The 23,560-nt window shown below is 61.5% G+C and carries 18 protein-coding genes, 1 tRNA gene and 1 pseudogene; 13 read left to right on the forward strand and 7 right to left on the reverse strand.

Going from position 1 to position 23,560, the window contains the following annotated elements; genetic code table 11:
• Window positions 1–1,085 (reverse strand): annotated as a pseudogene (locus tag EN914_RS02265) (PAS domain-containing sensor histidine kinase); the annotation flags it as partial.
• A gap of 248 nt (window positions 1,086–1,333) precedes the next feature.
• Between EN914_RS02265 and EN914_RS02270 the strand changes: the two are divergent.
• Both EN914_RS02270 and EN914_RS02275 read left to right on the forward strand, forming a co-directional pair.
• The gene (locus EN914_RS02270) at window positions 1,334–1,792 is read left to right on the forward strand and encodes a phasin (protein WP_013530255.1); all 459 of its coding nucleotides are present in this window, start codon (window positions 1,334–1,336) and stop codon (window positions 1,790–1,792) included.
• A 369-nt stretch (window positions 1,793–2,161) separates the two neighbouring features.
• Window positions 2,162–2,238, forward strand: a tRNA-His gene (locus tag EN914_RS02275).
• Between the two features lie 368 nt (window positions 2,239–2,606).
• Here the strand turns inward: EN914_RS02275 and EN914_RS02285 are convergent.
• The gene (locus EN914_RS02285) at window positions 2,607–2,969 is read right to left on the reverse strand and encodes a hypothetical protein (RefSeq protein WP_024505138.1); all 363 of its coding nucleotides are present in this window, start codon (window positions 2,967–2,969) and stop codon (window positions 2,607–2,609) included.
• Window positions 2,970–3,938: 969 nt separating this feature from the next.
• On the opposite strand from EN914_RS02285, the gene EN914_RS02290 reads away from it, so the two are divergent.
• The 5 genes from EN914_RS02290 to EN914_RS02310 are packed head-to-tail and all read left to right on the forward strand — an operon-like array spanning window position 3,939 to window position 10,702.
• Window positions 3,939–4,916, forward strand: coding sequence for an ABC transporter permease (locus EN914_RS02290; RefSeq protein ID WP_024505139.1), 978 nt, complete (start codon window positions 3,939–3,941; stop codon window positions 4,914–4,916).
• A 35-nt stretch (window positions 4,917–4,951) separates the two neighbouring features.
• The gene (locus EN914_RS02295; protein ID WP_024505140.1) at window positions 4,952–5,956 is read left to right on the forward strand and encodes a sugar ABC transporter substrate-binding protein; all 1,005 of its coding nucleotides are present in this window, start codon (window positions 4,952–4,954) and stop codon (window positions 5,954–5,956) included.
• A gap of 26 nt (window positions 5,957–5,982) precedes the next feature.
• The gene (locus EN914_RS02300; protein WP_024505141.1) at window positions 5,983–8,103 is read left to right on the forward strand and encodes an ABC transporter permease subunit; all 2,121 of its coding nucleotides are present in this window, start codon (window positions 5,983–5,985) and stop codon (window positions 8,101–8,103) included.
• Window positions 8,100–9,212, forward strand: a complete 1,113-nt coding sequence (locus EN914_RS02305) for a hypothetical protein (RefSeq protein WP_024505142.1) — start codon at window positions 8,100–8,102, stop codon at window positions 9,210–9,212. Before EN914_RS02300 ends, EN914_RS02305 begins: the two co-directional genes overlap by 4 nt.
• Window positions 9,209–10,702: a sugar ABC transporter ATP-binding protein gene (locus EN914_RS02310; RefSeq protein WP_024505143.1), complete on the forward strand. Its 1,494-nt coding sequence runs from the start codon at window positions 9,209–9,211 to the stop codon at window positions 10,700–10,702. Before EN914_RS02305 ends, EN914_RS02310 begins: the two co-directional genes overlap by 4 nt.
• Window positions 10,703–10,772: 70 nt before the next feature.
• On the opposite strand, the gene EN914_RS02315 is transcribed toward EN914_RS02310, so the two are convergent.
• The 4 genes from EN914_RS02315 to EN914_RS02330 are packed head-to-tail and all read right to left on the reverse strand — an operon-like array spanning window position 10,773 to window position 14,287.
• Complete coding sequence (locus EN914_RS02315) at window positions 10,773–11,513, reverse strand: SDR family oxidoreductase (protein WP_024505144.1); 741 nt, start codon at window positions 11,511–11,513, stop codon at window positions 10,773–10,775.
• A 9-nt stretch (window positions 11,514–11,522) separates the two neighbouring features.
• The gene (locus tag EN914_RS02320) at window positions 11,523–11,921 is read right to left on the reverse strand and encodes a carboxymuconolactone decarboxylase family protein (protein WP_024505145.1); all 399 of its coding nucleotides are present in this window, start codon (window positions 11,919–11,921) and stop codon (window positions 11,523–11,525) included.
• A gap of 26 nt (window positions 11,922–11,947) precedes the next feature.
• Complete coding sequence (locus tag EN914_RS02325; RefSeq protein WP_024505146.1) at window positions 11,948–13,369, reverse strand: MmgE/PrpD family protein; 1,422 nt, start codon at window positions 13,367–13,369, stop codon at window positions 11,948–11,950.
• Between the two features lie 24 nt (window positions 13,370–13,393).
• The gene (locus tag EN914_RS02330) at window positions 13,394–14,287 is read right to left on the reverse strand and encodes an NAD(P)-dependent oxidoreductase (RefSeq protein WP_024505147.1); all 894 of its coding nucleotides are present in this window, start codon (window positions 14,285–14,287) and stop codon (window positions 13,394–13,396) included.
• A gap of 215 nt (window positions 14,288–14,502) precedes the next feature.
• Between EN914_RS02330 and EN914_RS02335 the strand changes: the two genes are divergently transcribed.
• Together EN914_RS02335 and EN914_RS02340 are read left to right on the forward strand one after the other, a co-directional pair.
• Window positions 14,503–15,429, forward strand: coding sequence for a LysR family transcriptional regulator (locus EN914_RS02335; protein ID WP_032899629.1), 927 nt, complete (start codon window positions 14,503–14,505; stop codon window positions 15,427–15,429).
• Window positions 15,430–15,603: 174 nt separating this feature from the next.
• Window positions 15,604–16,476 (forward strand): MBL fold metallo-hydrolase, encoded by an 873-nt coding sequence (locus tag EN914_RS02340; protein WP_024505149.1) that lies wholly within the window; start codon window positions 15,604–15,606, stop codon window positions 16,474–16,476.
• A gap of 81 nt (window positions 16,477–16,557) precedes the next feature.
• On the opposite strand, the gene EN914_RS02345 is transcribed toward EN914_RS02340, so the two are convergent.
• Window positions 16,558–17,724: an ABC transporter substrate-binding protein gene (locus tag EN914_RS02345; RefSeq protein ID WP_024505150.1), complete on the reverse strand. Its 1,167-nt coding sequence runs from the start codon at window positions 17,722–17,724 to the stop codon at window positions 16,558–16,560.
• Between the two features lie 552 nt (window positions 17,725–18,276).
• Here EN914_RS02345 and EN914_RS02350 point away from each other — a divergent pair.
• From EN914_RS02350 to EN914_RS02365, 4 genes are all read left to right on the forward strand, one after another.
• A complete protein-coding gene (locus EN914_RS02350; protein ID WP_024505151.1) occupies window positions 18,277–19,176 on the forward strand; it encodes a branched-chain amino acid ABC transporter permease in 900 nt (299 codons plus the stop codon).
• Window positions 19,177–19,186: 10 nt separating this feature from the next.
• Window positions 19,187–21,034, forward strand: a complete 1,848-nt coding sequence (locus EN914_RS02355; protein WP_024505152.1) for a branched-chain amino acid ABC transporter ATP-binding protein/permease — start codon at window positions 19,187–19,189, stop codon at window positions 21,032–21,034.
• Window positions 21,031–21,759, forward strand: a complete 729-nt coding sequence (locus EN914_RS02360; RefSeq protein WP_024505153.1) for an ABC transporter ATP-binding protein — start codon at window positions 21,031–21,033, stop codon at window positions 21,757–21,759. The genes EN914_RS02355 and EN914_RS02360 overlap by 4 nt, the downstream gene beginning before the upstream one ends.
• A gap of 394 nt (window positions 21,760–22,153) precedes the next feature.
• The gene (locus tag EN914_RS02365; RefSeq protein WP_024505154.1) at window positions 22,154–23,473 is read left to right on the forward strand and encodes a sugar ABC transporter substrate-binding protein; all 1,320 of its coding nucleotides are present in this window, start codon (window positions 22,154–22,156) and stop codon (window positions 23,471–23,473) included.
• The last annotated feature ends 87 nt before the right edge of the window (window positions 23,474–23,560 follow it).

A 23,560-nucleotide genomic window follows, 5' to 3' on the forward strand; every position in this document is an offset into this window, starting at 1 on the left:
CGTCTCGGCGATAGACCGCGCACCGGCGCCGCTGCGCGGTCTATCGCCGAGACGGTCGTCGGCGTGGCCGCGGAGGTGGACTGGACTTCCAGGGCCGCCGGTTCTTGAGGCGCTTCAGGTCCGGACGCAGCTGGTCGCGGCGCCTGTTCCCCTCCGTCCTCGCCGGCGTTGAAGTACCAATGGTCGTGTTGCGCCGGTGTGGGCTCTGCTGCCGCCTGATCGCTATTGGCAGCCGTCGGCGCCTGCCCGATCGCGTCGGTGATCGCATGCGGCTGCGATGCGGCGACGTCCTCGGTCGGCAGTGCGGCGCCTGGTTCCTCGGTCGGTGTCTCGCCACCCTGTTCCGGCTGCGAAGCCGCATCGCCAGCTGGTGCCGCCTCGGCAATGGTTTGCGTGAGGTGTTCGCCCGCAGGGGCTGTGTCGTCGAGCTGGTCCTCGTCGATCACCACCAGCAGATGCCGCTCCTCGGTCAATCTTGCCAGACCTGCCGGGTAGGAGGCCGTGCCGCCCGGGACAAGGCGCTTGACGATGCGGTCGCTCTCGGCTGCGACGTCGGCAACCAGTGCTGCCAGCGTCTCCGGCAGGATGCCCAGTGCCGAAAATCCTTCCGAGGCCGCCTCAACGTTGCCCCTGGCATCGACAAAGGCGATGAAATGACCATCCTCGGTGAAGCCGCTAATGGCGCGCGCGGCGATTTCGCCGGCACTGCGTGACCCTGTCTGAGCCGCCGGCACTGCCAGCATGATCGCCTTCTCGGCGTCCGGCATGGTCACCGCACTGGCCAGGAAGCCGACGGCGCGGCTGGTCATGCCGGTCGCCAGCCGCACCATGATGGCGCGGTCGCTGCCAATCTCGGGAAATCCGCTGGTCGCCATGATCTGGCGCCTGGCGATCACGGGCAACTGCGCCGAGGCGCCTATGATCGCCTCGATGTCGGGATAACCGAACATCGCGGCTCCTGGCCCATTGGCCCAGATCACCTGCTCCAGATCCGCCGACAGGATCGCGATCGCGTCGCCTGCGGCAAAGCCCTGGCGGACCGCGTCGAGCACGGCGACATCAAGGAAGGAATATTCGGACGGCATGCGCTTGGCGGACCTCACGGAGCGGCGATTTTGCAGTTAACGCTTTGTTAATAAAAGCCGGAGGCGCGAAGGTCCACAAGCCAGAACGTGCAAAGGCTGGAATCTGGGCTCTTGGTTAACGGCCCAAAAGAAATTTATGGTGCACTGCAACAAAGATATTGCAATGCACAAAATTTGCCTTTATATTGCCATCATACATGAACGAGACGGCTTTCTGTCAAAGCCGCTGCCGCTGAAAAGGATGGAAAATGTCCAGGACCAAGACCGCCGAGACGATCGAAAACGTTGAATTCCCGAGCTTCGACGCTTCCAAGGCGACTGACCAGATTCGCGCTTTCGCCGAAAAGGGCGTTGAGCAGTCGAAAGAGGCTTATGCCAAGCTGAAGACCGGCGCCGAGGAGACCCAGAAGGCTCTGGAGTCGACCTACGAGACCGCCAAGACCGTTTCCAACGACCTGTCGCTCAAGACCATCTCCGCTTTGCGTGCCAATGCCGAGGCCGGTTTTTCCCACCTCGAAGCCCTGATCGGCGCCAAGTCGCTGTCGGAAGTCGTCGAGCTGCAGACCGCCTTCCTGCGCAAGCGCGTCGAATCGACCGTCGAGCAGGCCAAGGACTTCCAGGCCGTTGCCTCCAAGGCCGCCGAGGACGTCTCCAAGCCGATCAAGACCGCCTTCGAGAAGGCGATGAAGGAAATCAAGGTTGCCTAACATTTGCGCATGATCTGAAGATGCAACAAAAGGTCGCATTTTCTTAAAAACGATCAGGTGTATGATGGCAGCCATCAAGGAATACCCGGTGAGTGGAACCTCCTCCCTCTGCTCCCCGGGGTGACCAGCCAGCACCTCCTCCCGCTGGCTCGGAACAGGAAAAGGCCGGCACCTCCTCCCGCCGGCCTTTTTCTTTGTCCGTCGCCTGGTCCTTGCCTGCGCCTTCTTGCTGGGCGAATGCCGCGCCGATGTGGGGAAGTGACCTTTGCTTTCCAAAAGCCTTGAATTAGAATCCATAAGCCCGTAAGGACGCATCGCCGAACGACAGAGCGGCGGATGAGTTTCTGTTTCGATCCGCTCAGGCAACGTGCCGTTGTAGCTCAGATGGTTAGAGCGCCGGATTGTGGATCCGGAGGTCGCTGGTTCGATCCCAGCCAACGGTACCATCGGCTTTCCTATAGGCCATTGAATTCTTTATAGACTTTCCGGATTCCGGTGAGCGGTCTCGCGGCAATTTTCCATTTTTGTGTTACCTATTGTGGTACAAATGGGGCTGTAGCTCGCTAGGTCATCGCAAAGCTGGAGATGATTGTTGGCGCCGACAGGGATATTGGCGATCCGACCGATTTCCCATGGCCGCACATTGCGTCCGTGTTGCGCGACCTGAAGGCACTTTCGGGCTCTGCCGGCCTATCGACCTGACCGCACCATTACCCGTGCTGACGTGGCGCGACATTGGAACGAGGCCATCAAGCTCGTGACGGCGCTTTCCGACGAGGATTCCCAGCGGAATGCGCCTGTGGATGCGGCCAGCCTAGGCGATCTCGACAAGCAGCTTGGTCGCCGCCTCGAGGTAACTGGTGTTTATCTGTTCTGCCATCGGCAGCGCGTACCAGGCGCTAAGTTCCGCGATCAGGACGTAGTTGCCCTCATCGACTGGCACCGAAGCAAGTCCTCCATCGCTGGCCATAACGATCGCGACGACGCCGTCCGCTCCGTAGGCGATTGCCGCGATCCGTTGAATGCCAGGATTGTCGTAGACGCGAACGTCGAACAGCACGGAGCCAGCCGTCTTCTGCGCAATGTCGGTCACGCGATCAGAGAACGGGCGATTCGAACCACCGGTATCGGCCAGCGATTGCTCGAGTAAAACGAGATCAACGTACTGCGCCCCCATCCGCGTCACTATGGACCCGCTCTTGCAATCGGCAATCCCTACCGTCAGTCTTCACACAGGAAAACATCCTGAGACCCGGTCACGCCAGTAAGCGCGTCCACACCGCCCCAAGGCCGGGACTGTTGGTCCGTTCGAAAAGAAAAGCAGTGTCGCCTCTGCGACCTTCGAGGACCGTTCGACGCGCTGCCGGCCACCCATTCCTTGTGATGCTACGATCAACGCAGCCTTTTGCCAGCAACGTCCGCGAGCCAAACAAGGTGCCTTCGGCAGCACTCTTCGCGAGAAGGAGGCAGCGACTCGGAGCCCAGTGTCCTGTAGGACGACCGTCGATAGTGGCGGACCGGCGGCCAGATCAGCGAGCCCCATCTTGCTTGCACATATGGCTCTCGTTCGGCGACAAAAACCCGCCAAAGCGGGTTTTCCTTCTTGGCTCAACCGGTTTTTCTGAGCTGGCAGCCTTAGGTTGGCCAGACTTGCCCTTGCTCGCGGCATCTTTGGAATGGGCTGCCATCGCGGGTGCGGGGCCGCTGCTCTTGGTCGTTGTTGACTTAGCCGGAACAGCCTTTTTGCAGGGGCTTTCTTAGGAGCAGCCTTTGCAGACGCCGCCCTCTTGGCCTCTTGCTTCGAGGAGAAAATTCCAGTGATGCTGTCGATGGCGGACATGGCAAACCCTCCGTTAAAATCGACCATCAATGCAGCCCATGGCCAAATAGTCCCATCATGCAACCTACGCGTCTTGCTCGATGATCGGGGACGCCATGATCATCGACGGCGGCTGGGCCGCGGACTGACCACACGGGCTTGGCACCGCTTGGGCCGCGGACTCGATAGAGCGGCGGGCCAGCATAACTGATATTCCATCGACGGGTCTGTCTCGGCTCCTCCAAAAAAGGGATGTTGTGCCAGCTTGATGCCGATCGCGCGGGTTCGCATCCGCGGATCGGCATCGGCCGGTCTGGGAGGTCCGGAATGGGGAAGGTGCAATTGTCGCAAGAGGGCGTGGTGTTCGCACTGGCCGTTGCGATGTTCGCCGTCTTCGCGGTCTCACTCAACAATTTCCTGACCGCCGGCAACCTCATAGCGCTGGTGCGCAGCGTCTCGATTCTGGGCATCCTCGGGCTCGGCATGGGGTTGGTGGTGATCGGCCGGGGAATAGACCTCGCAATGGTCGCCACGATGGTGGTCTCGCTGTCGTGGGTCCTGTCCATGGCGCAGTCCGGCACGCCGTTCGATACCGCCCTGGCGTATGGTTTCCTGCTCGCCGTCGCCATCGGTCTGGCGAGCGGCATCCTGATTGCCTATGCGGACATTCCGGCGATCTTCACGACCTTGGCCATGGGGCTGGTGATCTACGGATCAGGACGCGCCTTCCTGTTTGAGATCGACGTGCAGAACTCCCCGACCGGCGTCGAATGGTTCGACTTTCTCGGACGTGGCTTGTTGTTCGGCCTGCCGATGCCGATCGCCGCTTTCGCCGTACTTGCGGCCCTGATTGCCTTGCTGCTGCTGCGCACCCGTTTTGGCCGGTTCGTCTACGCGGCAGGGGACAATCCGCTGGCGGCCCGCATCACTGGTTTGCCGCTAAGGCCGCTGATCGTGGTGCAATATGTCGTGAGTTCGCTGATCGCCTTCCTTGCTGGCATCGTCATGGCGGCGGCTGTGTCCGGCATGAGCACGCGTGTCTACAACTCCACCATGATCTACGATGTACTGCTCGTCGTAGTGCTGGGCGGTATAAGCCTGAGCGGCGGCCGTGGCGGCGTGCGCAACGTGCTGGTGGGAACGCTGCTGGTCGGCGTGTTGCTCAACGGCATGACCATTCTCGACATCACCTACACCACACAAAACCTGATCAAGAGCTTGATCCTATTGCTGGCGATCATGGTGGACAGCTTCATCAACCCCAGGGACGAGCAGACCTCGCAACAAAGCCAAGGGGACATCTGAACGATATCTTGTTTGCGATTCAACGGGAGGAAACCATGAAAATTCGCACTATTCTGGCCGCAGGGCTGATGGCCCTCGGGCTGGTGGGCACCACGCATGCCGATGACGGCTTGGATAACCCGTCGCGCAATCCATTCTACGACGGGCTGAAGGGAAAGCGCGTTGTCTTCATCCCCCTGGCGATGGGGTTCGACCTTACGGAGGGGTGGGCCGCGATCATGCGCAAGCAAGCGGCCGATCTTGGCTATACGCTCGAAATCCGCGATCCGAACTGGAGCACGGATGCGGGTACGCGGGCGCTGACCGCGCTGATCGCCGAGAAACCCGACCTCATCATCGCGCACAATCCCGATGTGCAATCCTACGCTCGCTTGCTGAAGCGTGCCATGGACGCCGGCATCAAGGTGGTCCAGCTCAATCTCGAATCCGTGGTTCCGACCGACGCCTATGTCGGCGCCGACTGGTCGCGGGTGGGCTACATCGAGGCAGATGCGTTGGTGAAACAGTGCGGGGCCGGTTCCGGCAAGTCGGGCAAGATCGCCATCATCCGTGGTCAGCCTACCGCTGCTTCCGACCTTTACGAGCTTTATGCCTATAAGCAAACCTTCGCCAAGGATCCGTCGATCAAGATCGTGTCGGAACAGGCGGCTCAGTATGATCCTGCCAAGGCGCGCGCGATCATGGAGACGGTGTTGCAGCAGCATCCCGACCTTTGTGGCGTCGTCGGAAACTGGGACAACCAGGATGTCGGCGCCGGCGCCGCGATCCAGGCGGCCGGAAAGGCCGACGACGTCTATGTCGTCACCTCCGGCGGCGGCAACCAGATCGGTTGCGACAACATCAAGAAGGGCCTGCTCGACCTGATCATCAGCTACGATGTCCCGCTCCAGGGCAATGCTATCAACCAGCAGATCGTGCAATCGCTGCTGTCGCCAGCCAAGGCCGGAGAGAGCAAGACCTCTTACTACACGCCTCTCACGCTGCTGACGAAGGACAATATCGGTCCGCGTACCTGCTGGCAGCTCGACCAGCTGAAGTAGGCCAACGGAAGACATCAAAGATCATCATGGCCAGCAGCGACACAATTGCCTATCTGCGTTCGCGCTATCTCCCCGATCACCTGATCGGGGAGATCCTGTCGAAACGCTGGGTCGACAATGCGATCCCGTTTTCCGCCCTAGTGCTCACGATCGTGATACTGGGCTCGATCATTCCCGACTTTCTGTCCCTGTCGAGCCTTTCCGACCTCGCCCGGCAGTTCGCCGAATTCGGGCTCGTGGTTCTGGCCCTGACAGTCGTGATGATTTCAGGCGGCATCGACCTTTCGGTCGCTTCCGTTTTCTCGCTGGCCGTCCTGTTCTCGCTGATCGGGGTAAACGTCTACGAGTTGCCAATACCGGTCGTGCTGGCCGGCATCCTGGTCATGGGCATTTGCTGCGGCGCCATCAACGGGCTGCTTGTCGGCTATCTGCGGCTGCGCGCCTTCCTGACCACATTGGTCAGCCTGATCATCTTCCGCTCGATCTATGAGATCGTCTTCGTGAAGATGTCGACGTCCATGATGTCGGGCTTCTCCATGTCCGACCTCTGGCTGTTCATCGGCGAAGGCACGGTGTTCGGTGTCCCGACCTCGCTGGTGATCACGCTGGTTATTGCCCTTGCCTGGCATCTCGTTCTGTCGCGGATGCGTCCTGGCTGGCGGCTTACCGCTGTGGGTGGGGCGCGACGTTCTGCCTTCAACGCCGGCATCGACGTGCGCTTCATGGTGTTCCTCACCTATGTCGCCTCCGGCACCATGTGCGCGCTGGCCGGCTTCCTGTTCGCGGCCAGGCTGGGCAGCACCGGATCAGACACCGGCGTCGGGCTCGAAGTGCAGGCGCTCACCGCGGCCGTCCTCGGCGGCACGGCGATCGGCGGCGGCCGGGGTTCGGTGGCAAAGGCGATCATCGGCAGCCTGCTGGTGCTGATGCTCACCAACGGCCTGATCAACCTCGGCATCAGCGGCCCGATCACCTCGACCATCCTGGGGGTGATCCTGCTCACGGCCGTCTTCGTCGACATGCGCTGGCAGAAGCACCGCCACCGCATTCTCGCCAAGGTCTATGTCTCGCCCGCCTACCTTTCCCTGCCGCCGGCTCCGAAGGTCGACGCACCCGGGTCGCCCTATGTGCTGAACGATCGTTTGCGTTCCGTTGAGATCATCGGGCTTGGGCAGATCGAGGGCCCTGAAGACGTCATCCTCGACTGCGACGACAATCTCTATTGCGGCACCCGGCATGGCGATATTGTCCGTTTCTTCGGTCCCGACCACAAACGTTCCGAAGTGTTCGCGCATATCGGCGGCCATCCCCTCGGAATGGCATTCGATCGCAGCGGAAACCTGCTCGTCTGCATCGGCGGCATGGGTCTGTTCCAGGTTGCCCCCGACAGGACCGTCACCAAACTCACCGACGAGACGAACAGGAGTTGGACGTCCGTGGTGGACGATTCACGTCTTCGCCTGGCCGATGACGTCGACGTCGCACCCGACGGGCGCATCTATTTCAGCGAGGCAACGATCCGTTACGAGCAGGAGGACTGGGCAACCGACGCACTGGAAAGCCGGGCGAGCGGGCGCATGATCTGCTACGATCCGAAGACGGGCAAGACCCACACCGAGATTCCAAAGCTGGTCTTCGCCAACGGCGTCACCATGTGTCCCGACGGACAGTCCTTCATGTTCGCGGAGAGCTGGACCTGTTCCATCAGCAGATATTGGTTCGACGGACCCAAGAAGGGCAAGACCGAGCGCGTCATCTCCAGCCTGCCCGGCTACCCCGACAACATCAACCGGTCCTCGGACGGCAATTATTGGCTGGCGCTGCTCGGCATGCGCGGGCCGGCGCTCGATCTTGCCATGCGCATGCCCGGCTTCCGCAAGCGCATGGCCCGCCGCGTCGCGCCTGATCAGTGGCTGTATCCGAACATCAACACCGGCTGCGTGGTGAAGTTCAACGAGAAGGGAGAGATCCTCGACAATCTGTGGGATCTCGGGGGCCGCAACCACCCGATGATCACCTCGATGCGCGAGCACAGGGGATGGCTGTATCTGGGCGGCGTTTCGAACAACCGGATCGGCCGCTACAAGCTGCCCGATGCCGACCCCAACTGGTGCGCGCAGGATGCCTATTGGGGCCCGCGTAAATGATCGGCGCCATCAAGCAGGCGTGGGCGAACTTCCGTGGCTTCGATCTGACTGGCAGTACGGTGCCGCCGATGGACGGCCCGCTGCGGCCGAATTCGAAGCTCGACGCGGCTCCGGTGCTGCTGGATCTTGCCGATGTCGACAACCTCGTGGTCTGCGGGCAACGGATCGTCTGTTCGGTCGGTCGGGAGATCCATACGCTGGCGCCGACGGCCGGCGATAGCGGGTACGCGCTTTCCATCAGCCGATCCAGAAGCATGGACAAACCGGTGACCAGCATGGCGGCGGGCGCGGACCTGCTGGCTGTCGCCGTCGAAGGCGAGGGTATCCGCATCGAGAGCCCCGACGGTGCATCCTCGGAGTTGATCGCAATCGAGACACTCAATGCGCATTGCGTCACCGCGATGGCTTTCGCCGATCGCTCCACCTTGCTCGTCGCGGTCGGGTCCGACCGCAATCCGGCGCATGGCTGGAAGCGCGATCTGATGACCAAGACGGCGGCGGGATCGATCTGGCGTATCGACATCGGCACACGCACCGCCGTTTCGATCGCCTCGGGGCTCGCGTTTCCATCCGGGATCATCGTGTCGAACGACCGCGTCTTCGTCTCGGAGGCATGGCGCCACCGTGTCCTTTCGATGGGTGTCGACGGTTCACGCCAACAGATCGCGCTGGGCTCGCTGCCCGCTTATCCCGGGCGCATCGCGCCAGCATCGGAAGGCGGCTTCTGGCTGGCCATGTTCGCGCCGCGCAACCCGCTTGTCGAATTCGTCCTGAAGGAGGACGAGTATCGCGCGCGCATGATCGAAACAATCGACCCGGACTATTGGATCGCGCCCGCGCTTGCCACCGGAAGGAGCTTCCTCGAACCCATACAGGGCGGTGCGCGCAAGAAGCTCAACATGCTGAAGCCTTGGTCGCCGACCTGGTCGACGGGCCTCGTCGTGCGCTGTGACAAGGAGATGGCCATGGTGCGAAATTATCAAAGCCGCGCCGATGGCGATGTGCACGGCGTGACCTCACTGTGCGAAGTCGGTGACCAGCTCCTCGTTGGTGCAAGGGGATCGGGAAAGATCGTGGCGATCCAAGAACTGGCGGGGCACATGGCATGACACCGCTCGTCCAACTGCGCGGCGTTTCCAAGGATTTCCGTGGCGTCCAGGCGATCTCGAACGTCGATTTCGAAATCCGGCCGGGCGAGATACACGCCATTCTGGGCGAGAACGGTGCGGGAAAATCGACGCTGATGAAAGTGCTGGCCGGCGTCTATCAGCCGAGCTCCGGCGAGATGCTGCTGGACGGCCAGTCGGTGACGCTGAATTCGCCGTCCGACGCGCTGAACCGCGGAATAGCGATGGTCTTCCAGGAGACCAATCTGGTGCCATCGATGTCGGTGGCGCAGAATATCTACCTTGGCGACGAGAAGCTGTTCAACCGGCTGCGCGGGTTGAACATTCAGGCACAGCGCTATCTGCTGTCGCTCAACTTCTACGTCGATCCCACCGCCCAGGTGTCTTTCCTGGGAGCCGGCAAGAAGCAATTGGTCGAGATCGCACGCGCCGTTCACCACAATGCGCGGCTCATCATCTTCGACGAGCCGACCGCCACGCTGACCCCCGAGGAAAAGTTCCATTTCTTCAATCTTGCCCGCCGCCTGAAGGAAGAGGGCATCGCGATCATCTTCATCAGCCATGCGCTGGAGGAGGCATTGCACCTGGCGGACCGCATCACGGTGATGCGCGACGCCAAGGTGGTCGTGACCGATGAGACGAGCAAGTTCGATCGCGAGCGGATCGTGCAGGCAATGGTCGGCCGCAGCCTGTCCGGCGAACTCTATTCCGGTCAGGCACGCGTGGCGCGGCCGATGGGCAGAAAGATCCTCAGCGTCGAAAATCTGTCGATGGGCAATACGGTGCGCAACACGTCGTTTTCCGTGTTCGCCGGCCAGGTGACAGGCTTGTTCGGACTTGTCGGTGCTGGACGCACGGAAACGATGAAGATTGTCGCCGGGGTGCTGAAGCGCGACTATTTCCACGGCGGCACGGTGCGCTTCGAAGGCAGGCCCGTCCGCTACCGGACGCCGCGGCCGGCGGTGCGTGACGGCATCGTATATGTCACCGAGGACCGCAAGATCGAGGGTTTCTTCGAAACCATGACGATCGCCGGCAACATCCAGCTCGGACACCTTGCCAAAGGCAACAACCTTCTGACGCCGGTCGTTCCGCGGCAGGGCCGGGAACTGGCTGTCGAGTGGACGAAGCGGCTCGGCGTCAAGGCGATCGATGCCGATGCCCGCGTCATCGAACTCTCCGGCGGCAATCAGCAGAAGGTGGTTCTGGCCAAGGCGCTGATCCAGAAGCCCAAGCTGGTGATCCTCGATGAGCCGACACGCGGGGTCGACGTCGGAACCATCGTCGAGATTCACAACTTCATCAACGAGCTTGCCGACAGCGGCATGGCCGTGGTGGTGATTTCGTCCTACCTGCCCGAGATCAAGACGCTGTCAGACCGGATCCTTGTGGCGAGGCAGGGGCGGATCGTCGAGGAGATGGACATCGACGAGGCAACCGAAAGCCGGATCATGTATGCGGCCGTCCACTGAGTTCGCCATGGCTTGCCGCGGGTTGGCAAGGAAAGATGCGCGCACGCTTTAATGCTGATGCTCGGCGTTTTTACCACCTGTTGGTGGGAACGACGAACATCTGCGCGATCTGGACGTGAGGAGGCTGATCCAATGCGAATAAGACACACCGGGCGATGTCTTCGGGGTCGAGCGCCATTCCGAACCGCTCGAAATATTCCTGGGCCGCCTCCTCGTCGCCGCGAAGGCGGGACGCGACGATGTTGGTGCGGGTGAGCCCCGGCAAGATCTCGATCACGCGGATGGCGGTCTCTGCCAATTCGCCGCGAATGATGTCGCTTAGCATATGCACGCCGGCCTTGCTGGCGGAGTAGGGCGCCTGGTCCGGCACCATGCGGATGGCGCTGATGGAGCTCATGTTGACGATGTCGCCACGACCGCGCTCGACCATTCCCGGCAGGATCGCCCGCGTCACGCGCATCAGGCCGATGAGGTTGGTCTCGATGATCGCCGCCCAATCGTCGGCCGAGCCGATGTCGAAGCGGGTACGCCCGCCGATGTCATGACCGGCATTGTTGACCAGTATGTCGATGTCGCGGAATTCCGGCGGCAAGCGCTCGAGGCAGGTGGCTACTGCATTGCCGTCGGTGATGTCGAGGTGGAGCGGGAAGACGCCGGCGCCAAGCTCGCCAGCCAACACGGCGAGGCTGTCTTCCTCGCGATCCGCCAGCACGATGCGGCAGCCCTTGCCATGAAGGCTCAGGCAAACCGCTCGTCCGATGCCGCTCGCGGCACCGGTGATGAAAGCGATCCTTTGCCGGTCGTCGTTCATGCTCGGACTTCAGCGCTGCGCAGACGCTTCTTCAGCATCGAACTCGGCGAAGGCCTCGCGCGCGATGCGGAACGAGTCCACCCCGGCGGGCACTCCGGCATAGATCGCCACCTGCAAGAGGACTTCGCGGATCTCTTCGCGGCTGACGCCATTCCGCAGGGCGCCTTTGGTGTGCATCTTGAGCTCGTGCGGCCTGTTGAGGCAACTGAGCATGGCAAGGTTCAGCATCGAGCGCGTCTTGCGTGGCAGTTCCTCGCGACCCCAGACTGCACCCCAGCAATACTCGGTCACGAGCTCCTGCATGGGACGGTTGAAGTCGTCCGCCGCGGCAAACGACTTCTCGACGAACTCCTTGCCCAGCACTTCCTTGCGGATCGCCAAACCGCGTTCGAGGACTTCCTTAGACATATGAACTGCTCCTGTTTTGGGGATGTCTATAAACTCTGCCTCGACGGCAGACGCTTACCTTCGCCAGGCCTTGTGCTCGCGTTCGCGTTGCTTTGTCTTCCGGCTACTCGCTTTGCCGCGCAAAGCGGCAGCAGCCGACCGGCATCTTTCTTGGTGTCCAGCCTGTCGACGAATTCCTCGATGGCATCGGCTTCGGCAGCGCCGAGGATGTTCGCCGCCGCCAGGCGGAAGCGCTCGCGCACCTGTGCCTCGGTAGCGGGCACGACGTCGGGCAGGCCCATCGACAGTTTGCGGCCATCGCCGAGCACCACATCGATCGCCGCGCCCTGCTGGCTAGGGAAGAGCGCGGTTAGATCCGGGCTGGCAACCAGTTCGCTCACCCCGATCAGGCGTACCGTCTCGGGGTCGGCGAGATCGCTGTAGATATCCTCCGACAGCCGGCCGTGCGCAAACACGGCTCCCACGCCGAATGGAATGCTCATCTTCGCTTGAAGCGCTCTGTCGAACGGTCCGGTCCGGTCGCACCCTGGATACGCGGCGGCGGCGGTGGGAACGCTGATGCGGATGCGCGCGACCGGTGCGGCATCGGGGCCGATCATCTCGACGAGCTTCAATGCGGTCTGGCAGGCCGTCTGGGCAAAATTGCAGGCCGGCGCCGCCTTGTGATAGACGTTGAGGATATCCGCCTCCCCATCGGGAAAGAGTTCGATCCGGCCAGGCATTGGCCGCCTCGCGAGCGCGGCAAAGTATCCCGAACGTCCTTCAAATATGTCAGGACTTCCAAACGCCCCTGCTTCGGCCAGCCGAACCGCCATCCAGGCGTTTCGGGCCGCAAAGCCGGGATGGAAGAACATGTCCGAGCCGCCGCTGTGCGGCCACTGGTTAAGCCCGGACGCTGTGTTCGCAGCCAAGGCAATCGTTGCCGCCATCTGCTGTTGGTCGAGCTTCAGCATCCAGGCGCCACCGCATGCCGATCCGATTGGGCCGACCAGTCCAGTCGGGCGGAAAAGTGAGGACACCGTCGGATCGATCAGCATCCTTCCGAGACGTCCGCCGACCTCATAGGCGACTACCGCCGACCGGAGCAGTTCAATGCCGGAAACGATATCCGTTTCAGTCAGGGCCAGAAGCAGCGGCCAGACAACCACGCCGTGATGGCAAACCGATGCTGCGTGCATGTCTTCCCTGACGAGGCCATGGCCTTTCACCGCATTCACGAATGCTGCGTCCGCCGGGGTCGCCGTCGCGCTCTCGCCAATCATGTGGCCGCCAGGCGCTGCCGGCATCGCAGCGACCGCCTGTCGGCTTGGCTCCAGTTCCGAAGCCTCGAACGCACAGCCAAGAAAATCCAGCAGGCACAGCTTGGCCTTGCTGATGGTTGCCGGACCAAAAACTGGCGCGGCAAGGTTGGCCAATGCAGTTGCCAGTTCCAGTGAGCGCGTCGTCATGTGCTGCTCTCCACAACGCGGGCCCTAGGCGCGGATCTCCACGCCGGCCCATTCCTCGATGATGCGCACCATCGACGTGAAATCCGATTCCGGTCCAAAGCGGGCGTTGGTGGCGGCGAGCATCTGGCGCACCAGAGAACCACCAACCATGGGAACGCCCAAGTTCTCGCTCTCATCGACGCACATACGCACGTCTTTGTACGACAGAGCCGTGGAGAAACCGAAATCGAAGGTTCCTGGCAACACGGCACGAGGAAATTTGTCCTGCGTTGCGCTGTTTCGCCCGCTCGAAGCATTGATGATGTCGCACATCACCGTGGGATCCAGGCCGGCCTTGACGCCCATTGCGAGAGCCTCCGCCGACAGAAGGATGACGCCGGCGGCGATCATGTTGTTTCCAAGCTTGGCAACCTGAGCGCTTCCGGGCGTTTCTCCGCAATAAAACCTGCGGCCAAAATTGGCCAGCACCGGTTCGACTTCCTCATAGGTCTGCTTGGGGCAAGAAACCATAACGGCGAGCGTGCCGTTGCTCGCGCCGGCGATCCCACCCGATATCGGTGCGTCCACCCATGCGATACTTTTGGCCGCCAAGGACTCCGAGATGATCTTTGCCATGGTCGGTCCTGTGGTGGACACGTCGACAATGGTCTTGACCTTCGAGCCGGCCGCGATTCCGTTCGCGCCCAACACAACCTCCTTGACGATGGGAGGCGTCGGCAGGCTGCAGAACACGATACCGGCCTCGTCACCGACGGCCTTGGGGGATGCGGCAAATGTCGTGTGTTCCGCGGGCAGCTCCCTCGCAGCGTCCGGCCGCGTGTCGTGGACGACCACGTGGTGACCGGCTTCGGTCAGTCGGCGCACCATTGGCGCACCCATGCGGCCGAGGCCGATGAACCCAAGCGTTTGACGCTGCACGACTTTTCCTCTCTAACTATATTGGATTTGGCCAGCCTTCGGATTGGCTCAGAGTAGGCCAGTTCCTGCCCTTGCGATAATGCTCGCCACGCGCATAACAGCTTTGCCAAGGGCCCGCCGAACGCTTGTCAACGCTTTCGATGTATCCCAAACTCCTCAATTCGTTGCATGACAACGGAAATCCGATCTTCCGCATTTTGCAACGAGGCAAGCCCATGTTCGATCTAAGGCAGCTCCAGCTGTTCATAGCAGTTGCGGAATTCGGGAGCTTTTCGCGGGCCGCCGTCGCGCTATCGGTCAGCCAGCCGGTTCTCAGCAGGCAAATCAAATCCCTGGAAGAGAGCGTCGGTATCGCGCTTCTTTACCGCAACGGTCGTGGCATTGTCCTGACCGAGGCGGGCAAGCTTCTGCAGAACTATGCGTCCGCAATCCTCGAGCAGGCCTCGCGTGCGACGAGCGAACTCGGAGCAATGCGGTCGAACCCGCGCGGCGCGATCGTGCTTGGAATGCCGCCATCCGTGGGAGTTGTCCTGACCGCGCCGCTCGTCCAGCATTTTCACGAGCAGTTCCCGCAGGTGAGCATGCGGGTGGTCGAGGGGTTCAGTGGCCATCTCCTCGAATGGCTTGTCATGGGCAAGATCGACGTGGCGGTGCTCTACAATGCGCCACGCATGAACAACTTGCTCGCGGAGCCGATCCTGCGCGATGAGCTATTCCTCCTCGGCGCCAAGAACGATCCCTGCAATCTCGGTTCCTCGCCCGTCGACGCCGCGGTGGTTTCGAAGATACCGATGATCCTTCCCGCCCGTCCGCATGGACTGCGGGTGTTGCTCGACCACATCTTCGGCGCGGTCGGCATCGAGCCCAGGATCGAAGTCGAGGTCGAGGCGATGCCTTCGACACTGCGCCTCGTGGAGGCCGGAATGGGCTATACGATCTTGTCCTATTCGAGCTGCCACGACCTGGTTGCGCAAGGCAAGATCAGTTACTGGCGGATCCAGAATCCATCGATAGAAAGGGAACTGCTGCTCGCAACATCAAGTCAGCGGCCAACCACCACCGTTATCCGGGCATTGACGACCATGATACGGGACGAAGTGCGCGCTTTGCGCAAAATGGGAATCTGGGAGCCGAAGCCGTAAGCAACGGATCGGCTCTCTCCTGGTCATCGGTGCCATTCATGCCGGAAGCGATATATCTGCTATCGCAAAGCTGAGCATTGAGTTCACTTCACTTGGCCGTGCGTGAGCGTCACATTGTGACGACACGCGAGGGAGGACCTGCGTGCGTACGTCGTCTGGTGGAGGAGGCCAAAAATGACCGATGAGCCGCGAAAGCAGACCCCCGGCGTCTACAGACGCAAGGTCGGCGATGCCATGGTCACCGTGATCAATGATGGCTTCCTCGATATCCCGATGGCCATTCTGCGTGGGACGGAACGTGGCGACATGGAAGCATTGATGCGGGAGCATTTCCACGAGGGCGGTCCCCGCCTCACCGTCAATGCGTTTGTCATCGAGACTGACAGGAACACGATGCTCGTCGACGCCGGCGGCGGGTCGACAACGGTGTATTCGATGGGGCAACTACCGCACAACCTGTCCGCGGCGGGCTTCAAGCTCTCGGACTTCGACACGGTTCTTCTGACCCACATCCACCCCGATCACTCGAGCGGGCTGATGGACGAAGCCGGCAAGCCACTCTTCCCACGCGCCGACATCATCGTTCACAAGGATGACTTCGACTTCTGGTCCGATACCGAACGACGCGGTCGCTCGGCGGCTGCGGTACCTTACACAGGTTCCGCCGACGCCTTGCTTTCAAGCCATCGCGGGCGTTTTCGCCCGGTGGACGGAGGCGAAGTGATGCCGGGCATCACCCAGTTGCCGCTTCCCGGCCACACCCCGGGCCACAGTGGTTATCAACTCGATTCGGCCGGCGAGACGCTGGTGATGTGGGGCGACACGGTGCACGTGCCGGAACTCCAGATTCCCCTGCCTCAGATTACCAGCGAGTTCGATGTCGATGAGGCGCTGGCAGCTGAAAACCGCCGCAAGATTTTCAACCATGTTGCAAGCGAGCGCCTGCTCGTCACTGGCGGCCACCTGCATCTGCCGGGCTTTGCCCATCTGGTGAAGGCGGATGACGGCTTTCGGCTTGTACCCGAAGCCTGGCGGGTCCAGCTCTAGGCGGTTCATGAAAATGCCAAGGGCCGGCTCCAGGGGGAGCCGGCCCGTTTCTGTTCGCGCTTGGGAGGTGCGACAGTCCGATCAGTCGGTGACTTCAACCCAGGTCTTGCTCTTGGCGTCATGCTTGACGAGCGTGACCTGAGCCGCGGTGATGGTGATGTGGCTTGTCTCCGAGAAGCCGATATTGCCTGTCATGCCCTTGAAGTCCTTCACGGCGTTGAAGCCTTTTTGCAGGTCCCCCGGCTTCGTCGACTTCACATCCTTGATCACCTGCGCCAGCATTTTGATGCTGTCGTAGGCGCCTGCCGAGAAGGGTGTGGCATCGACGCTGAATTTCTTCTTATAGGTGTCGCGGAACGCCAGGAGTTCCGGGCTCGGGTGCAGTTCCGTGGTCAGCATGGCGGTGATCATGCCGTCGGACAGGTCGCCAGCAAGGCTTGAGAAGGTGTCGTCGGCATTCGTCTCGTCATTGCCGTAGACGATCGCTTCGTAGCCTATCGAATGAAGGTCCTGCATGAAGGCGGCCTGGTCCTGCGGCGTCAGCCATACATCCACGCATTTGATCCCTGCCGCCTTGATGGCGTTGACTTCGGGCATCAGGCCGGCGGTGGCTCCTGTCGACCAGTTTTCTGTGATGGTGTGATCCATCGCAATCTTCTTGCCGGCCTTGTCATAGGCCAGCTGGATGCCGAAGAGTCCGCCCTGTCCGTAGGTCGAGGGATCGTGCAGCACGGCAAGCCCGTCGGGGCAATGCTTCAGGGCATGCTCGCCGATCTTCTCGCCCCAGGCGAAGGTGTTGAGACCGAAGTCGAACACCCATGGATTGGGCGGGCTCGTCGGCCCCTTCGGGTTGACGGTCAGTCCGCCATCGTCGACGACGCCGATGGTCGGGAACTTGTGACGCTCGGCAAGCTGCGCGGTCACCGGACCGGTATCGGGCGAACCCGCGATGACGATGGCGCCGGCCGACATCAGCTTTTGGTAGAGCTGGCCCGACAGTGTTGCCGAGGCGTTGTCGTTGTGCGCGTCGAGCTTGAACATGTGGCCGTCGACGCCGCCGGCGGCGTTGACCTCATCGACCGCCATCTGCGAGCCGTTGACCGTGGCAACGCCTGTCGAACCGTAGGCACCGGTGGTGCCGGCGATCAGGCCGACAAGATAGTCGTCGGCAGCATTCGTCTGGATGGTGCCACCGCATAAGATCGTTGCGGCCAGCAGCAAGGTAGACGTCGTCGCGAGCTTATTCATGTTGTTCCCTCCCTGCGATCGGCGGGCCTGTCTCCGACAATCCGATCGCCCGTTTTGCCCTGCGCCTCATCGGGACGCGCGTGTCTTCGCCCGGAATTTTGCCACCCACGACCCCCATCTTGTCAACGCGGGGCAAGGTACTCGAGACGGGTTGAGACCTCTCCCAAAATCCAGCCTCCGGAAGGAATTCCATCGGCGCGATCTCGGCGGTCGAAGCTCATATTAGCGCGCTCCTTCATTAGATTATGTCATTGGTATTAAACGATTTATCGTCCCGCATGCGATTGATTCATAACTCAGTCATACGTTTCCTATCAGAGCTTACGGCTTACGCCATCGATCGGGTCGGGCGCACCGTTCGTCGCGTTCCTCATAGCTGTTATGTCACCGGCATAAGCTATTTCCGCGTGGGCTTTTTCGACTAGTTGTTCAGTATCGGCGCAACATGCCAAATCCGGACGTTGCGACAGGAAAGCTCGGCCCATGCGACTTCCGCGGAGCTGTTGAAGCGGCAAAAAGCCGGTGACGTCCGGATGATGGGGGGAGCCAACGGTGCTGCAATTCTTGCTGAGTGGCATTGCCATAGGATCGATCTACGGTCTCATCGGCATGGCATTGGCGATTTCGTTCTATGTCACCCGCATCATCAATTTCGCCCAGGGCCAGCTGATGATGGTGACGGTGATGATCACCGCCGAGTTGGTATCGTCCGGTTATCCTGTCTGGCTGGCCGCGGCTGCCGGTCTGGTCTCATCGTGTATCATTGGCATTCTGTCCTATCTGATCGCGGTGCGGCCAATCCTGCTGTCGAACCGCTTCAGCTTCGGCTGGCTGGTATCGACGCTGGGCTTCGCGGTGATCGTCGAGAACGCGGCTGCCTACATCTGGGGTCCGACGTCGCAGGCCTTCCCGCCAATCCTCAACAACATCAGCGTACCGATCGGCAGTGCCGTGCTCACTGGCCAGCAGCTTCTCGCGATCGTCACGGCCGCCATTCTTGCCGCCGGCTTTGAAATCGTGCGGCGATACACGCTGTTCGGCAAGCTCGGCATGGCGACGGCGGCGGATCCGGAAATGGCATCCGCCATCGGCGCCAACACCACGGTAGTCGCCATCGTCGCTTTCGCCGTCTCCGCCGCCTTTGCCGGCATTGCCGGGTTGCTCATCGGGCCGACGACCTTCGCCAATCCTTATCTGGGCGACACGTTCGGCACCTATGGCTTCATAGCCATGATGATCGGCGGCGGCACCGAGCGGCCGATCGCTGCCATGCTCGGCGGGCTGGTGCTGGGCATCTGCGCCGAAGGCGCCAACGGGCTCATCAACTCTCAGGCTTCGGACTGGTTTCCTTTCATCGTGCTTGTCGTCATCCTGATCGTCTCGCCCAAGGGGCTGTTCAGCGCCAGCAATCCGCTCTTCCGTCCGCGCCGTCCGGCGGCGGCGAGCCGCTGAGGGTCGGGGTATGAATTTGACGAGCGATCGCCAGGCATCGGCGGCCATCCCGGGATCACAAGCCGGCAGCTGGCGCACCGTGGGGCTTCTTGCCGTCGGCCTCGCTTACCTGGCGGCGACGGCCTATGTGGCGCAATCCGATCTCGGCCTTCAGAACCTCGTGTTGGTGGCCGCCGTCTTCGGCATCCTCGCCATCAGCCTGGACCTCGTAGCGGGCATGCTGGGCCTCTATTCTCTTGGTCAGGGTGGGTTTTTCGGGATCGGCGCCTATGCGACGACAATTCTCGCCAACGACTATGGCTGGAATGTCTTCGCACTGCTTGTCCTCGTCCTTGCCGCGACCGGCCTCGTCGGTGTGGCGGTAGGCGCCATGTCGTTGCGTGTCAGCGGCCTCTACTTCGCCATCACCACCTTCATCTTCACGCTGGTGCTGACCGTCCTCGCGACCGATATGGTCAATGTCACGGGCGGCCTCCAGGGCCTGCTTGGCCCGGCCTTTCCGGATTTCCCAGGCGGCTTGCAATGGCTCGGCGCGCCGCTGGTCTGGTGCACCATGGCAGGGCTCTTCCTCAGTCTCGCGCTGGTCTGGAACGTCAGGCATTCGCCGTTCTATCCGGTCCTGCTCTCGATCCGCGATGCCGAGCCGTTTGCCGAGGCCGCAGGCGCGCGGACAGCCGCGATCAAGGTCGGCGTCTTCGGCGTCTCGGCCGCGATGGCTGGAGGAGCGGGTTGGCTCTTTTCCTTTCTTGGTGTCGTATCTCCGGGCCAGTTCGACTGGTCAGTGTCGCTCAACGTGCTGGTGATGGTGCTTATCGGCGGCATCAACACCACGGTCGGCCCTGTGATCGGCGCTATGTTCGTCTCGATGTTCCCGAATGTCGTCAACATCAATCCATGGCTGCAGGAGATCGTCTACGGCGCACTCTCCATCCTTGCCATCACTCTCTTGCCGGATGGCGTCGTTGGAGTGGCCAAGCGCCTGTTGGCGCCTCTCGTTGGAGGTTCTGCACCGGCGAGCGGGATTGTTGCCGTCGACGAACCGCCCCCCGCTGCGGCAATCCTTCCCGCCACCGCGCTCCCGACCACACCGCCCGAGATCATCGTCGAATGCCGCGGCATTGAATTCGGTTATGGACTTGGGCCGAAGGTGCTGCGCAATGTCGATCTCGCGGTTCAGCGCGGCCACATTCACGGCCTCATAGGTCCGAACGGCTCCGGAAAGAGCACGCTCGCCAACGTCATTTCCGGCCGTCTCACGCCTCATGCCGGCCAGGTTCTGGTCAAGGGGACACGGGTCGACGGCATGCCCGCGAGCAGCCGCTCGAAACTCGGGCTCCGGCGAACTTTCCAGGCCGCGCAACTGGTCAAGGAACTGACACCGACGCAGAACGTCATGGTCGGCCTGTTCGATCGGGTGCCGCGCATCATGGGCCGTGCCGCGTTCTGGCCGATGCTTGCGTCCGGCGGCCGCGATATGGCGGCAATGCATCGTCGCTCCGCCGAAACCCTTGCCCTTGTCGGGGCCGGCGAATGGACGTCCCGGCAGGTCGGAGGTGTTCCGCACGGCATCGAACAGCTCACCCAGCTCGCGTCGGTCTGCGTGGCGGGGCCTGATGTCATCGTTCTCGACGAGCCGGCGACCGGCCTCTCGGCGAAGGAGGTGAAACATCTGGCCACGATCCTCGCCAATCTCAAGAGCCAGGGCGTCACGATGATTATCATCGAGCATCAGACGCGCTTTCTGTTTCCGCTGTGCGATCGCGTCACCGTGCTCAACGCCGGCGAAGTGATCCTAACCGGGTCGGCCGACGAGGTGCGTGCCGACCCCATGGTCAGACAGGTTTATCTCGGCGAATGAACGAACAATCGTCCCCCGTACTGGAGATCAGCTCGCTGAGCGCTGGCTATGGTCGCTTCGACGTCGTGCGCGACATCGGGCTCTCGGTTGGCAAGGGTGAAGCGGTGGCACTGCTTGGCCCCAACGGCGCCGGCAAGACCACGGTGCTGCGCGCGATCATGGGCCTGGTCAAGCAGCGCCGCGGCCTGATCCGCATTGGCTCGACCGATGTCTCCGACCTGCCTACTCATCGCATAGCGCGAGGCCTCGCCGCCATCGCGCCGGAGGGACGGCGCCTGTTTCTCGACCAGTCGGTGGAAGACAATTTGCTGTTGGGCGCGCTGCATTTGCGGCACGATCGGCCCAGGGTCGAGAGGCTGCTGAGCTCGGTCTACGACCTTTTCCCGGTGCTCAGGAACTACCGCCATCGGCTTTCGTCGTTCCTAAGCGGTGGAGAACAACAGATGGTTGCCATCGGCCGCATGCTGATGAGCGATCCCGAGATCATGCTGCTCGACGAACCCTCCGTTGCGCTGTCGCCGGTCGCCGTCGACATCGTGGTCAAGGCGATGCTGGAACTGCGCAAGCGTGGTGCATCGCTGCTGCTCGTCGAACAACGCATCGATGTCGCAACCCGGGTCTGCGACCGGCTCTATGTCATGGCGCATGGCGAGATCGTCGAGGAAATGACCCCCGAAACGGTTCGCTCGGGCGGCATGTCGATACTCAGCAGATATCTTGGCTAGCGGCAGGCACGCATAGCCCTTCGAAGCAATGACAAACGCGGTCGTGGCCGAGCCTTCCGATTGACGCTCGGTTCTGCCAGGGGGGCGCCTGTGCCATGGACCAGGGGAACTCGCCTAGATGCGCGTTTGCTGTTACCGGTATCTCAATACTGCTTATTTCTCTTAAGTCGGCAGCTTCAACGGCTCTGCCGTAAGGGGCAAAAATTTCGCGTAATGATCTGATATTCAACGATTATTTGGAAAAATTGTGCGCGATAGCGATAATGGAACGAGTCTGCTACCGCTAACATTGTTCCTTGCAAAGGTTCCTGAACCGGCCTAGTTTGCCTTCGATTGGCGGCTAGCACGCCAATCGGATGGCAAAAGAATTCCAAACGGCCTGGGGAGGTTTTTCATGCGCAATGATGTGGCGCTCGCGGAATTGCTTGCGAGCAAAATGGAGGGAGGCCGCTCGCGGCGGGAATTTTTCAAGTTGCTCGCCGCCGCCGGGTTGGCGGTTCCGTTGATGGGGAGGTCGGCTTATGCCGCAGACTCCGCAGGCATACTGAAGAAGCGCCTGAACTTCATGGATTCGTTCTACACGCTGAACAACGATTACTTCAATCAGATGGACAGTGGTGCCGGGCAGGCCGCCGCGGTGCTCAACATCGCGGAATCGCGTGAGTTGAACAATGGCGACGTCAACGTCCAGAAGAGCCATGTGGAGAACGCCCCGAACCTCGGCATAGACGGCATCACAATGGTGGCCGCGACCGAGGGGTCGGAGATCGATCTGCTGCGGCTGGTCAACCGGTTGCGCATCCCGACCGTCAACAATCACACAAAGGCGGTTTGGAATACGCCGGTCGACAGTGGCGATTATTATGTCGCGTTCCATGCTCCCGCGAATGTCACAGCCACCCGGGCACGGTCGGCACAGGTGTTCGAGAAGCTGGGCGGCAAGGGCAAGGTTGTCTATATCGAGGGTATCCTCGGAAATCCGGTCGAGACCGAGCGCGGTCATGGCTTCGACCTCGCGCTGAAGGACTATCCGGGCATCGAACTCGTCGCCCGTCGCCCCGGCGGTTGGAGCCGCACCACGACCGCGCCGGCAATCGCCGATATCCTGACTGCGCATCCCGACATCGACGCCGTGATCGTCTCCAACGACGACTCCGCGGTCGCCGTCGTCAACGCCCTGGAGCAGCGTGGCATCAAGGCGCTGGTCAGCGGCTGCGACGCAATTCCCGATATGATCGACATGATCGCCAACGGACGCGCCTTCAACACTTATGCCTATGGTCCGGCCTGGCTGGGCGCCTATTCGACGGTGGCCGTGTTCGACTATGTCAACGGATGGCGTCCCTCGCTACCCGAACGGATGATGATTTTCGGCGGCTACATACTTGATACGCCCGAGGCTGCAAAGAAGTACAAGGAACTGAATTCGGGATCGGCTTCACCCTATGACTTCCTGAAAATGTCGAAGGTCCTGCATCCGGACGATTGGAATCCGCAGAACCTGCTCATTCCGTTGGTGCCCGAGGATCATTGGACATGGCGGGGCGAGAAGCCGGCCGGCTATCAATTGCCGAAGGAATATGCGCAGGCCAAGGACAAGGGCGAGTTTGAACGCGTCGCCAAGCTCTATGCCGATCGCTTCTCGTCGGATCCGTTTTCACCGGTGCGCGAGCTGACTTCCAACAAGGGTCCGATCGTCATCGGGCCGAACTAGACGCGCTCGGCGGCCATGGCAGGTTCTTCGTCAGCGACTGAACGGCCCGGCACACTTGGTGCCGGCCGCACGGCTGCGAGCGAGCGC

The organism is Mesorhizobium sp. M7A.F.Ca.CA.001.08.2.1, from assembly GCF_003998455.1.
GTDB classification, from domain to species: domain Bacteria; phylum Pseudomonadota; class Alphaproteobacteria; order Rhizobiales; family Rhizobiaceae; genus Mesorhizobium; species Mesorhizobium ciceri.